The sequence below is a fragment of the Polynucleobacter sp. AP-Kolm-20A-A1 genome, assembly GCF_018688315.1.
In the GTDB taxonomy this organism is placed as follows: Bacteria; Pseudomonadota; Gammaproteobacteria; order Burkholderiales; family Burkholderiaceae; genus Polynucleobacter.
Genome location: NZ_CP061315.1, coordinates 1656618 through 1669414 on the forward strand (window position 1 = coordinate 1656618; position 12797 = coordinate 1669414).

At 46.5% G+C, this 12797-nt stretch carries 11 protein-coding genes; 7 read left to right on the forward strand and 4 right to left on the reverse strand.

Annotated features, from left to right (window positions below):
• Positions 1-14: 14 nt before the first annotated feature.
• Complete coding sequence (secD, locus tag C2745_RS08255; protein ID WP_215384124.1) at positions 15-1874, forward strand: protein translocase subunit SecD; 1860 nt, start codon at positions 15-17, stop codon at positions 1872-1874.
• A gap of 3 nt (positions 1875-1877) precedes the next feature.
• Entirely contained in the window at positions 1878-2852 is a 975-nt protein-coding gene (secF, locus tag C2745_RS08260; protein ID WP_215384126.1) for a protein translocase subunit SecF, read from the forward strand.
• An 11-nt stretch (positions 2853-2863) separates the two neighbouring features.
• Here secF and C2745_RS08265 read toward each other — a convergent pair whose 3' ends face one another.
• Both C2745_RS08265 and purB read right to left on the reverse strand, forming a co-directional pair.
• Complete coding sequence (locus tag C2745_RS08265; protein ID WP_215384127.1) at positions 2864-4225, reverse strand: 3-deoxy-D-manno-octulosonic acid transferase; 1362 nt, start codon at positions 4223-4225, stop codon at positions 2864-2866.
• Positions 4222-5601, reverse strand: coding sequence for an adenylosuccinate lyase (gene purB, locus C2745_RS08270; protein ID WP_215384128.1), 1380 nt, complete (start codon positions 5599-5601; stop codon positions 4222-4224). Before purB ends, C2745_RS08265 begins: the two co-directional genes overlap by 4 nt.
• Before the next feature lie 94 nt (positions 5602-5695).
• On the opposite strand from purB, the gene C2745_RS08275 reads away from it, so the two are divergent.
• Positions 5696-6310, forward strand: a complete 615-nt coding sequence (locus C2745_RS08275; RefSeq protein WP_215384129.1) for a glutathione S-transferase C-terminal domain-containing protein — start codon at positions 5696-5698, stop codon at positions 6308-6310.
• A gap of 58 nt (positions 6311-6368) precedes the next feature.
• On the opposite strand, the gene mnmA is transcribed toward C2745_RS08275, so the two are convergent.
• Positions 6369-7481, reverse strand: a complete 1113-nt coding sequence (gene mnmA, locus C2745_RS08280; protein ID WP_215385665.1) for a tRNA 2-thiouridine(34) synthase MnmA — start codon at positions 7479-7481, stop codon at positions 6369-6371.
• A gap of 177 nt (positions 7482-7658) precedes the next feature.
• Here mnmA and C2745_RS08285 point away from each other — a divergent pair, with 177 nt between their 5' ends.
• The 4 genes from C2745_RS08285 to C2745_RS08300 all read left to right on the forward strand — a co-directional run bounded on the left by C2745_RS08285 (position 7659) and on the right by C2745_RS08300 (position 12000).
• On the forward strand, positions 7659-8789 hold the full coding sequence (locus C2745_RS08285) for a Re/Si-specific NAD(P)(+) transhydrogenase subunit alpha (RefSeq protein ID WP_215384130.1): 1131 nt from the start codon (positions 7659-7661) through the stop codon (positions 8787-8789).
• Positions 8790-8813: 24 nt separating this feature from the next.
• Positions 8814-9152, forward strand: coding sequence for a proton-translocating transhydrogenase family protein (locus C2745_RS08290; protein WP_011903634.1), 339 nt, complete (start codon positions 8814-8816; stop codon positions 9150-9152).
• Between the two features lie 33 nt (positions 9153-9185).
• Positions 9186-10553: an NAD(P)(+) transhydrogenase (Re/Si-specific) subunit beta gene (locus tag C2745_RS08295; protein WP_215384131.1), complete on the forward strand. Its 1368-nt coding sequence runs from the start codon at positions 9186-9188 to the stop codon at positions 10551-10553.
• Positions 10554-11031: 478 nt separating this feature from the next.
• Positions 11032-12000: a tripartite tricarboxylate transporter substrate binding protein gene (locus C2745_RS08300; protein ID WP_215384132.1), complete on the forward strand. Its 969-nt coding sequence runs from the start codon at positions 11032-11034 to the stop codon at positions 11998-12000.
• 3 nt (positions 12001-12003) lie between these two features.
• Here the strand turns inward: C2745_RS08300 and C2745_RS08305 are convergent, their stop codons facing one another.
• Positions 12004-12729: a hypothetical protein gene (locus tag C2745_RS08305; protein WP_215384134.1), complete on the reverse strand. Its 726-nt coding sequence runs from the start codon at positions 12727-12729 to the stop codon at positions 12004-12006.
• Positions 12730-12797 lie beyond the last annotated feature (68 nt).

Below are 12797 nucleotides of genomic sequence, written 5' to 3' on the forward strand. Positions count from 1 at the left end.
AAAAGTATCTCAATATGAATCGCTACCCTCTCTGGAAATATCTAGTCATCGCCGTTGCCCTACTGATCGGCGGACTGTATTCATTACCCAATTTCTATGGTGAGGCCCCAGCGGTTCAAGTCTCGTCTGCCAAACCAACCATCAAGGTTGATTTGGCAACGCAGTCTCGTGTTGAAAAAATTCTGACTGAAGCCAATATCAATAACACCGGCGTCTTCTTTGAGGTAGCTGGCAATGTTGGCTCTATCAAGGTTCGCTTTAATAACACCGATATTCAATTGCGTGCACGTGATCTCTTGCAGCAAAAATTGAACGTCGATCAGAATGATCCCAATTACACCGTTGCATTGAACCTACTATCCAATACTCCTGGATGGCTTAATGCAATGAACGCGCTACCGATGCCCCTGGGCCTTGACTTACGTGGTGGCGTTTACTTCCTTCTGCAAGTAGATATGAAGGGTGCCGTTCAAAAGAAGGTGACTTCTCTTGCAACTGATATCCGCAGTCAATTACGCGATAAAAGCATTCGCCATCAAGGTATTGAACGTGGCGCAGATTTCATCTCCATCAACTTTGGTAGCACTGATGATGCCAATGCTGCTCGCACATTATTAATGACAGCTCAGCCAGACCTCATTTGGCAAGTGAAGCCTACCGGCCTATCTCCAAAGTTGGTAGGTGAATTTAAGCCAGCTGCATTAAAAGAAATTCAAGATAACGCCGTTAAGCAAAACATCATCACCCTCAATAAACGTGTTAACGAGTTGGCGGTTAAAGAACCAGTGATCCAGCAACAAGGTGCAGAGCGCATTGTGGTGCAGTTGCCTGGCGTTCAAGATACAGCTCGCGCCAAAGACATTATTGGTCGCACTGCAACACTCGAGTCACGCTTAGCCGACCCCTTGGTCTCCACTATTGGCTTAGGCGAAACACCTCCTCCAGGCATGGATACCTTCCGCTTTGGCGAAAACCGTTTAGGTGTATTTAAAAAATCCGTTATCTTCAGCGGTGATCGCATCACCGATGCAAGCGCAGGCTTTGATCAAAACCAACGCCCCGCCGTAAACATCTCCTTAGATGCTGCGGGTGGTCGAGTAATGCAAGAAGTTACTCGTGAAAACATTGGCAAACCAATGGGCATGATCTTGTTCGAAAAAGGCAAAGGTGAGGTGCTCACAATCGCAACCATTCAAAGTGAGTTTGGTTCCAAGTTCCAAATTACCGGCCAACCAACTACTGAGAGCGCAAATGACTTAGCCCTTTTATTGCGCGCTGGCTCCTTGGCGGCGCCAATGGAAATCATTGAAGAGCGCACCATTGGACCAAGCTTGGGCGCAGAAAATATTGAAAAAGGCTTCAAGTCACTCTTAATCGGCTTTACTGCCATCGCGATATTCATGATGGCCTATTACCTTTTGTTTGGCACATTCTCCGTTGTCGCTTTGGCAGTGAACTTGCTCTTGCTCATCTCAGTACTGTCAATGTTGCAAGCCACTCTCACCTTGCCAGGTATCGCCGCGATGGCACTTGCTCTGGGTATGGCGATTGATTCAAACGTGTTGATCAATGAGCGTATTCGTGAAGAGTTGCGTAATGGCGCCTCGCCGCAAACGGCGATTGCAGTAGGCTTCGATAAAGCGTGGGCAACCATTTTGGACTCCAACGTCACCACCTTAATTGCGGGTCTTGCTTTATTGGCATTTGGTTCAGGCCCCATCAAAGGATTCGCAGTGGTTCACTGCTTAGGTATTCTGACTTCAATGTTCTCGGCTGTCTTCTTCTCGCGTGGCCTTGTTAACCTCTGGTACGGCAGACATAAGAAGATTCAAAAACTCGCTATCGGCCAAGTTTGGCGCCCACAGGAGAAATAAGCCATGGAATTTTTCCGAATTAAAAAAGATATTCCCTTTATGCGCCATGCGTTGGCGCTCAATGCGATTTCTTTAATTACTTTTTTAGCTGCAGTCTTTTTCCTCTGGCATAACGGCCTACACCTCTCCATCGAATTTACTGGTGGTACGGTCATGGAGGTCAGCTACCCACAAACTGCACCACTAGACTCTATTCGCACGAAAGTTGAAAAACTCGGCTATGCGGATACCCAGATTCAGAACTTTGGCAGCTCACGCGATGTGATGATTCGTCTGCCCTTGCAAAAAGATGCTGAAGGCAAGTTGATTTCCTCTGCGGATCAAAGTACTGCAGTAATGCAAGCGCTTGATCCCGCAACCACTGGAGTAAAACTGCAACGCGTAGAGTTTGTTGGACCGCAAGTTGGTCAAGAACTGGCAATTGATGGTTTAAAAGCGCTGATCTTTGTGATCATTGGCATTGTGGTGTATCTGTCATTCCGCTTTGAGTGGAAGTTTGCGGTCGCCGGCATTATTGCGAACTTGCATGACGTGGTCATCATCTTAGGATTTTTTGCCTTCTTCCAATGGGAGTTCTCCCTGTCGGTATTGGCGGCAGTCCTCGCAGTGCTGGGCTACTCAGTGAATGAATCTGTAGTGATCTTTGACCGTATTCGCGAGAACTTCCGCAAGTACCGCAAGATGAACACGCGTGAAATCATTGATAACGCTATCACCAGCACCATTAGCCGCACCGTAATCACCCACGGCAGCACCGAAATGATGGTTTTGGCAATGCTGATCTTCGGCGGCCCAACACTCTTTTATTTCGCCTTAGCGCTAACGATTGGTATTTTGTTTGGTATCTACTCTTCAGTTTTCGTTGCTGCAGCACTGGCTATGTGGCTCGGTGTTACACGTGAAGATTTGGTGAAGGGTGATAAAAAACCAGACGACAATGCTCGTAATGACGACCCGAACTTCGGGGCACGGGTTTAACGCAACAACTTTTAGTTCAGCGAAAAGTTTTGTTGGTCAAGGGCAACTAAGATTCTGTTGGTTGCGCCTTGATGTTCGACTGAATAAGTCTTAGCATCCCCACTCATCCTTGCAAGCTCAGTAGTATTTAAAAGCGACTCTTTCAAAGCCTCCATCAAGGCAACTGACTCACCTAGCAGCAAATCGCCAAAAACTCGCTTAGCAGCACCGGTTTCAATGGCATCTAATGCAGCCTGCTGAAAGTTATACGTATGCTCACCTAAAAGAACAGGGCATCCAGCAGCGCACGCTTCAATGAGATTTTGACCACCAAAAGGCAATAAGCTTCCACCCATCAACACCAAGTCAGATGCGCTGTAATACATCGGCATCTCACCCATCGAGTCGCCTAGAACGACATCCAGTCCCGCACACTCCTTTGGTGTATCGGGCCACTCACTACGGCGGCGAAACTTTAAGCCAGCAGCATTGATTTGATCTGCTACCTCCGTAAATCGCTCTGGATGACGCGGCACCAAACAGAGTAAGGGTGCAATTGCAAAAGCATTACTCAAGAGCAAGCCCTTCCAAGCCTTCAGAATAATTACTTCCTCTCCATCGCGGGTACTTGCCGCGCAAACCATCAAGCGATTGCCTGCATGTATGTCTTGTTGCCAATGCTTACCTTGTTCCACGAGATGTTGATCCAAAGGCACATCGAACTTTAAGTTGCCAACGATCTGAACGTTCGTAACGCCCAGGCTACGGTAGCGCTGAGCATCAAATTCGGTTTGAGCCAAGATTCCTGCAAACGCTTGAAACAAGGCGCAACCTGCTTTACCAAATCGATTGACGCGACGCGCACTTCGCTCAGAGAGTCGCGCATTTACCAAAAATAAAGGCAAGCCAATTTCTTTGCAACGAAAGACGACTGTTGGCCATGCTTCGGTTTCCATGAAGAGACCTAATTTTGGCTTAAACGTTTTTAAGAAATGCTCCACTGACCAACAGAGGTCATATGGCAAATAGACTTGTCGAATTTTTCCGGAAGCAATCGCTTGAGCAAATAATTGTTTACCAGTACGTCGACCATTGAGCGTCATGTGCGTCAATAAAATGGATTCACCCCTAGCCAAATAGGCTTCAATCAAAGGCTGGGCGGCGCGCGTCTCACCAACAGATACCGCATGAATCCAAATAGATCCCTGAGTAACTGGCTTGCTATAGCCGAAGCCTAGGCGCTCAGGAATGTGATGCATGTAGGAGAAGGCATGACGAGCACGCCAAGCCAGTCGAATGAATGCCAGTGGCAACAACAGATGCCACAGCAATTGATAAACAGCAAACCAGAATCGAGGACGTGCCCCGTATTCTGAATTGGTATTCAAACTCACTTTTTCAGACGTTCGGTCAACTCGACCGCCTTACCCAAATAAGAAGATGGAGTCATCTCCAGCAAACGTACCTTTGCATCATCCGGAATCTTTAAGCCACGAATAAAGGTTTGGAGATCCGCTTGATTAATACCCTTACCGCGAGTCAATTCTTTTAACTGCTCATATGGGTTCTCGATGCCATAACGACGCATAACGGTTTGCACAGGCTCTGCCAATACTTCCCAACACGCATCCAAATCAGCAGCGATTACCGCAAGATTCACTTCCAACTTACCAAGGCCGCGCAAGGCACTGTCGTAAGCCAATACGCTATGACCAAATGCAGGTCCTAGGTTACGCAATACAGTTGAGTCAGTAAGGTCACGCTGCCAACGAGAGATTGGTAATTTTTCAGCAAGGTGACGCAACAAAGCATTAGCCACACCTAAGTTACCTTCAGAATTTTCAAAGTCAATTGGATTTACTTTGTGCGGCATCGTGGACGAACCAATCTCACCCGCTTTAGTACGTTGCTTAAAGTAACCGACAGAAATGTAGGCCCAGAAGTCACGGTCCATATCCAAAAGGATTGTGTTGGCGCGAGCAATCGCATCGAAGAGTTGTGCCATACCGTCGTGTGGCTCGATCTGAATGGTGTAAGGATTAAAAGTCAGGCCAAGACGCTTCTCAACGACGTTCTTAGAAAAGTTCTCCCAGTCAAAATCAGGGTAAGCAGACAAGTGAGCGTTGTAGTTTCCAACTGCGCCATTCATCTTTCCCAAGAGTGGGACTGCAGCAATTGCATCGATTGCTCGCTCCAAGCGTTTAGCGATATTTGCAATCTCTTTACCAAGAGTACTTGGTGAAGCCGGTTGGCCATGGGTACGAGAGAGCAGGGGAACCTTGGCATGCTCAAGAGCTAGGTCAGTGAGAACAGAAAGAACCTTACGAAGTTGTGGCAACAGCACTTCATCGCGCGCACCGCGCAACATCAACCCATGAGAGGTGTTATTGATATCTTCGGAAGTACAAGCAAAATGAATAAACTCACTTGCCTTTAATAAGTCTGGGCGGCCTGCTACTTTTTCTTTCAGGAAATACTCAACCGCTTTTACGTCATGGTTGGTGACTGCTTCAATATCTTTGATGCGCTGAGCATCTGCGTCAGAGAAGCTTTCTGGCAACGAAAGTAAAAACGCTTCATCAGCAGCACTAATTTTTGGGACATCAGGAAGGCCGGCAGTTGCCAAAGCCAAAAGCCAATGAATTTCCACAAAAACACGTTGGCGCATAAAAGCCGCTTCGGAAAGCCACGGACGCAAAGCATCTAGTTTTCCGGCGTAGCGACCATCTAAAGGGGAAAGTGCATTAAGGGTAGAAAGCGGCTGACTCACGAATATTGCCTTTGCATTGAAGATGTCAATAAAAGCTAATTTTAATGTGTTTGGGAGCCCTGCAAGCGGGAATTAGGATCGCTATACTAGGCCCATGAAACTAATCGGATCCCTCACCAGCCCCTACGTACGCAAGGTACGCATTGTTTTTAACGAGAAAAAGGTCGATGTAGACCTCGAATTAGAGAATGTTTGGGCCGCAGACACCAAAATTGGGGTCAACAACCCCCTTGGGAAGGTCCCTTGCCTGATTTCTGACGATGGAGAGGCCATTTATGACTCTCGGGTAATCGCCGAATATGCGGATGGCCTAAGCCCTGTAAGCAAGCTCATTCCAGCCGATAACCGTGAAAGAGCTTCGGTTAAAACCTGGGAAGCCCTGGCTGACGGCGTTATGGATGCGGGCATCTTGGCCCGTTTGGAGCGCACCCTCCGTCCAGTAGAACAGCAAAGCCAAACTTGGTATGACCGCCAAATGGGCAAGATTGATGCCGCCCTTCGCCAAATGTCTGAACAGCTTGGCGAAAACGCATGGTGTCATGGCAATCAAATTACTTTGGCGGACATTGCTGTCGGCTGCGCAATTGGATATTTATTATTTCGCTTTCCAGAGGTGAAATGGCAAACGCAATATCCAAACTTAGATCGTCTCTATCAAAAGTTATTGCAACGACCTTCTTTTATTGAAACTGAACCACCTGCTGCTTAATTAAAAATGCCAATCAAAAATGATTGGCATTTTTCTTTCTGGTGCTGGGCGATGAAACTTATGCGGAAATAATTCCGCCACCCAAACAAATATCTCCGTCATAAAGTACAGCAGATTGTCCAGGAGTAACTGCCCACTGTGCATCAGGAAAACTTAATTCGAAACCGAGTGCTTCAGTTACAGCGCTCAATGTACAAGCAGAGTCTGCCTGACGATAACGGGTCTTCGCTGAATAGTTTCCAGGCGCCGGCATCTCACCAGAAACCCAGCTTGCATCCATCGCAGCTAGCTTGTTAGCCAATAGCCACGGGTGTTCGTGGCCCTGCGCCACATACAGCGTATTGTTTGCAATATCTTTACGAGCAACATACCAAGCATCACCATTGCCATCTTGACTGCCGCCTAAACCAATACCTTTGCGCTGCCCCAAAGTAAAAAAGGCTAAGCCCATATGCTCACCAACGATCTTACCTTCTGGCGTTTTAATGGGGCCAGGTACGCGCGGTAAATAGCGGTTTAAGAACTCCCTAAAGGGACGTTCCCCAATAAAACAAATTCCAGTAGAGTCCTTCTTTTTTGCATTGTGCAAACCAATCTGCTCAGCAATTTTTCTGACTTCAGTCTTTGGAATTTCTCCAAGCGGGAACATGACGTTTGCCAATTGCTGTTGCGTTAAGCGATGCAAGAAATAGCTTTGATCTTTGCTCGCATCGACTGCCTTTAATAGCTGGACTTTTCCACCCTCGTGACGAACGCGTGCATAGTGACCAGTAGCAATCGCATCTGCACCCAAACTCATCGCATGATCTAAAAAGGCCTTGAACTTGATTTCGGCGTTACATAAGACATCGGGATTCGGTGTTCGCCCTGCAGCGTATTCACGCAAAAACTCAGCAAATACGCGCTCGCGGTATTCGGCAGCGAAATTGACTGCCTCCACATCAATTCCGATCATATCGGCCACTGAAACCACGTCTAGCCAATCTTGACGGGCCGAACAGTACTCATCGTTATCGTCATCCTCCCAATTCTTCATAAAAAGGCCAATAACTTCAAAGCCTTGTTCTTTGAGCATCCAAGCTGCCACTGACGAATCTACCCCTCCAGACATGCCAATAACGACTTTCTTGGGCCTGGAAGATGGGATTGCGGAAGAATTGAGCGGGATCATCAAAAAATGCGAGAATTCAATATAAGCTGACAGACCATATTGTAGAAGTCTTAGCCCAATTTCACAGAAATTTAGGCAAAAACCAAGCAAGCGGACTTAGGGGTAAGTAAATAGGTGAAATCAAGCCTATTTAACTAAAATAGATTTTTTTAAAAATTTTGCTTTTGGAGACATGCCATGCGCATAGGAGTGCCACTGGAAACAAGGCCCGGGGAAACTCGAGTAGCCGCCACACCAGAAACCGTTAAAAAATTAATTGGTCAAGGTCATACCGTAGTCATTCAAAAGGATGCCGGCGTAAAAGCCAGTCAACCAGACTCTGCATTTGAAGCTGTCGGCGCGACTATTGGTAGCGCAGCAGATGCATTTGGTGCTGAGATTGTTCTCAAGGTTCGCGCACCTGAAGCTGCTGAGCTCAAGCAAATTAAATCTGGTGCTGTACTTCTCGGCATGCTAGATCCATTTGATAACGACATGATTGCCGCAATGGCAGCGCAAGGCGTTACTGCATTCTCACTAGAGGCAGCCCCGCGCACAACACGTGCACAAAGCATGGACGTCCTATCTTCACAAGCCAACATCGCCGGCTACAAAGCTGTCATGGTTGCAGCTAATGAGTATCAGCGCTTTATGCCAATGCTGATGACTGCAGCGGGAACCGTTAAGGCGGCTCGCGTACTCATCCTCGGCGCTGGTGTTGCAGGTTTGCAAGCAATCGCTACAGCAAAACGTCTTGGTGCAGTAATCGAAGCTTCTGATGTTCGCCCTGCTGCTAAAGAGCAAATTGAATCTTTGGGTGCTAAGTTTGTTGACGTCCCATACGAAACCGATGAAGAGCGCGAAATTGCTCAAGGCGTTGGCGGTTATGCCCGCCCAATGCCAGAAGCTTGGATGAAACGTCAAGCAGCCTTGGTTGCCGAGCGCGCGCAACAAGCTGACATCGTGATTACTACCGCATTGATTCCTGGCCGTAAGCCACCAGTTCTTTTGCATAGCGACACTGTTTCCAATATGAAGCCAGGTTCTGTGGTGATCGACTTGGCTGCTGGCAAAGGCGATAACGGTTCAGGAAATTGTCCTTTAACGCAAGCAGACAAAATCATTGATGTGAATGGTGTGAAGATTGTTGGATATACCAACTTAGCAAGCATGGTTGCAGCAGATGCATCTGCTCTGTATTCACGCAATTTACTCGACTTCATGAAGCTCATTGTGGATAAAGACGCAAAGCTGGTTATCCCGAGTGATGACGATATCGTTACTGCTTGCTTAATGTGCCGTGATGGCCAAGCCGTCCGCAAAAACTAATAGTAAAAATACTAAGGAAACACTATGGATCTCGCTGCCTTTCAAAGCATCCTCACCGTTCAAAACATTACCGTGTTTGTCTTGGCCATATTTGTTGGCTATCACGTTGTATGGAACGTTACCCCTGCATTGCATACACCTTTAATGGCTGTAACGAACGCTATCTCCGGCATCATCATTGTTGGCGCACTGCTCCAGACTGAAGTAATCGGTGGCGATGAAATCACTCTCACCAGCATCATTGGTGCAGTTGCTGTTTTCCTTGCTTCTATCAATATTTTTGGTGGCTTTATGGTCACCCGTCGCATGCTTGAAATGTTCAAGAAAAAAGCCCCAAAAGCTGATGCGGCTGGAACTAAATAAAACCAGAATAAGACCAATATAGAGACCAAAACTATGTCAAACATAACCGCTATTTCCTATCTCATCTCATCGGTGTTGTTCATCCTCGCATTGCGTGGCCTATCCTCACCAACCACCTCACGCCAAGGCAACACCTTTGGCATGATTGGTATGTTGCTAGCAGTCATCACCACTTTCTTTATTCCTGACTTCAAGCCAGTCATCTCCCTAATTGGGGTTGCGATTGTTGGTGGCGCCATCATTGGAACCGTTGCCGCTAAGCGCGTGCAAATGACCAAGATGCCAGAGTTGGTTGCTTTAATGCACTCCTTTGTTGGTTTGTCAGCCGTATTGATTGCGATTGCCGCCGTGTTTAATCCAGCACATGACCATACTGGCGCTCAGAAGATCGAGCTCTTTATTGGCGCGTTTATTGGCGCAATTACCTTTACTGCATCAGTTATCGCTTTCGGCAAGTTGTCAGGCAAGGTTAGCGGCAAACCCGTTAGCTTCGCCGGTCAACATTTACTCAATTTAATCTTGGCTGTTTCAATGGTGGGCGCAGGTATTGCTTACTACATGGGTGATAGCCACGCAGCCTTCCTAGCAATGTGTGCAATTGCTTTGGTATTGGGTGTGACTTTAATTATTCCTATTGGCGGCGCTGATATGCCGGTAGTGGTATCTATGCTCAACAGCTACTCTGGTTGGGCGGCAGCTGGTATCGGCTTCACTTTAAACAACCCAGTATTGATCATCGCTGGTGCTTGCGTTGGATCCTCAGGCGCAATTCTGTCTTACATTATGTGTAAGGCAATGAACCGCTCGATTCTGGCTGTATTGCTTGGCGGCTTTGGCGCTGAAGCAGCGGCAGGTGGTGATGATGATGGCGGCCCCAAGAATTACAAAACAGGTTCAGCTGAAGATGCCGCTTTCCTTATGGAAAATGCTGACACAGTCATCATCGTTCCTGGTTATGGCTTAGCAGTTGCTCGTGCTCAACATGCCTTGAAGGAGTTGACTGAGAAATTAACCCATCATGGCGTGACCGTTAAATATGCGATTCACCCAGTAGCAGGCCGCATGCCTGGTCACATGAACGTTCTTCTCGCAGAAGCAGAGGTTCCATACGATCAAGTATTTGAGATGGAAGATATCAACAGCGACTTTGGTCAAGCTGACGTGGTATTAGTGCTTGGTGCGAACGACGTGGTTAACCCAGCAGCGCGCACTCCTGGCAGCCCAATCTTTGGCATGCCAATCCTGGAAGCATTTAAAGCAAAAACCATCATTGTGAATAAGCGCTCGATGGCAGCTGGCTATGCTGGTTTAGATAACGAACTCTTCTACATGGATAAAACCATGATGGTCTTCGGTGATGCGAAAAAAGTGGTTGAAGAGATGGTTAAGGCTGTGGAGTAAGCAAACTCCTTGTAGAAATAATCAATACTCAATAAAAAAACCCGCTTCGGCGGGTCTTTTTATTTCTAGTGAATCAGAAATCTCTTATTTCGATGACTTTCTGGGCTTACAAGTTTGAGAGCAAAGCTTCAAAATGTTTCTGCATTCTGAATTGAATGACCAAACAGAAGCACGGTCAATGCAGTAAGAATAGTTGTTTACGCAACTACTTGCGCAACCTGAATCTAAATCAGACAAATCAATATCGTTAATATTGACGCTATCCCCAGATGATCCAGCACAAGAGGCAAGTAAAAAAACTGAAGTAATAACTAAAAGTAACTTTTTCATAAACTACACCTTATTTGAGCACTGAATGCACTTGTTCTAGAGTAAATCATACAAGATAAAAGGTCGCCTACGGACAGTTTTGTATTGCGCTAAGATAGGCGCAAGGTATCCACAGAATGCCCAATAACGACAACACTAGAGACAGACAATGCATATCAAATCAGTATTGCTAACAATTATCCTTTCCGTGGCTGGGATTAACTCTGCTGGCGCCCAAAATAGCTACCCCAACCGAACTATTCAAACTATCATGCCGCTGCAGGCTGGCAGTGGGGTAGATATCCTAATGCGCCCTATTGTGCAAAAAATGGGGGAGAACCTAGGTCAGGCGATCACCATAGAAAATATTCCCGGAGGCGCAGGATTAATTGGTACGGCTAAAGTTGCTCAAAGTCCTGCTGATGGCTACACCCTAGGCGCATTTAATGACAGTATTTTGACGATGCTGCCAAATCTTTACAAAAAGATTGACTACGATCCCATCCAAAGCTTTACCCCAATATCTGAAGTTGCAGCCATTACATTTGTGATGGTGGCTAACCCATCCTTTCCAGGCAATACAGCAGCAGACTTAGTGCGAATTGCCAAGGAGCGTCCCGGAAAGATTGACTATGCATCTGGTGGCAACGGCTCACCGCAACACATTGGCATGGAGATATTTCGGCAATACACAGGCGCTCCAATAGTACATATCCCATATCGTGGCGCTGCGGCAGCGGTTACCGATGTGATGGCAGGACAAGTGCCAGTCATGATTAGCGCACTATCAGTCGTACTGCCGCATATTAGAGCTGGAAAACTCAAGGTCCTTGGTGTTGCCAGCAAAACGCGCTCTCCATTACTGCCAAACACTCCAACTATTAGTGAGAGTGTTAAAGGATATGAGTTTTCAACTTGGGGCGCATTATTAGCGCCCAAGGGCACGCCGGCTGCTGTTATTGATAAGCTAAATGAATCTTTGGCGCTTGCCCTCAAAGATCAAAAACTCAGAGAGCAATTAATTCAGCAAGGATTTGAATTTGTCCCGTTGGGCCCAGATCATTTAAAAGAAATGATTTCCCAAGGCTTAGTGAAAATGAAGAAAGTGATCAAGGACGGCGGCATACAAGCCGATTAACTATTAACGCCGCTGGTAACTATTCGATAAGTTGTCTTGCAACACATATGCAACACCATTGGCGACTAATGATAAATCTTGATCTAAAACCCGACTGCTGTAAACCCATCCTGCTGGAAGCTTGAGTTGCTTATCGAGGATCGGCAAGTCTTTTATATTTAATGCTGGGTTAACAATTTGCGAATAAGACTGCATCACATACACCTCACCAGCAGGTGAAGTTAATTCATAAATACTGCCCCCTGCCCTATATATGAAATTTGTAGTTCTGGAAATTTTATTGGGGGTGTAATGCTTACTACCCATCAACTGCTTTAATAAACTCAAATCAATAGTGGCGCGTAAGTTCATCTCCATGCCGCCAAAAGATTCTTTAACACTATTGACCGTTTCTCCTGCCGCCTGAATCTCATCCATCATCCAATAGCGAGGCCCATTGAGCACTACAAATGAAGCGTCATACGCCTTCTCGATAGACTCTTTAGATAACGCTTTCCATTGATCCTCAGGGCACAGGTTTAAACCCTGAGTATTAAATACTTTGACCTCTAAGTTAAGCCAGTGTCGCTTGCCATATAGGACCTCACAATAACGTTGTCCGCGAAGGTTCGAAATACTCCGCTTGAAATCCGGAGCAGGCTGATCTGCAGCCCCTGAAAAAGTGCACACAAAACTTAAAGAAGCTACCGCCAGCTTTAATGCTGTCATTACCATTTTGTTGCGCGACATTTTGGACGCCATTCATTTAGAGTGATGTAGAACTTCACTGTAACAAATAAAAAAAACGCCTAGTCTTT

Excerpts from the sequence above, each read along its gene's own strand:
- secF (WP_215384126.1), top strand. The coding sequence starts at position 1,878 with ATGGAATTTTTCCGAATTAAAAAAGATATTCCCTTTATGCGCCATGCG.
- C2745_RS08305 (WP_215384134.1), bottom strand. The coding sequence starts at position 12,729 with ATGTCGCGCAACAAAATGGTAATGACAGCATTAAAGCTGGCGGTAGCT.
- mnmA (WP_215385665.1), bottom strand. The coding sequence starts at position 7,481 with ATGATCCCGCTCAATTCTTCCGCAATCCCATCTTCCAGGCCCAAGAAA.
- secD (WP_215384124.1), top strand. The coding sequence starts at position 15 with ATGAATCGCTACCCTCTCTGGAAATATCTAGTCATCGCCGTTGCCCTA.
- C2745_RS08275 (WP_215384129.1), top strand. The coding sequence starts at position 5,696 with ATGAAACTAATCGGATCCCTCACCAGCCCCTACGTACGCAAGGTACGC.
- C2745_RS08295 (WP_215384131.1), top strand. The coding sequence starts at position 9,186 with ATGTCAAACATAACCGCTATTTCCTATCTCATCTCATCGGTGTTGTTC.
- C2745_RS08290 (WP_011903634.1), top strand. The coding sequence starts at position 8,814 with ATGGATCTCGCTGCCTTTCAAAGCATCCTCACCGTTCAAAACATTACC.
- C2745_RS08300 (WP_215384132.1), top strand. The coding sequence starts at position 11,032 with ATGCATATCAAATCAGTATTGCTAACAATTATCCTTTCCGTGGCTGGG.
- C2745_RS08285 (WP_215384130.1), top strand. The coding sequence starts at position 7,659 with ATGCGCATAGGAGTGCCACTGGAAACAAGGCCCGGGGAAACTCGAGTA.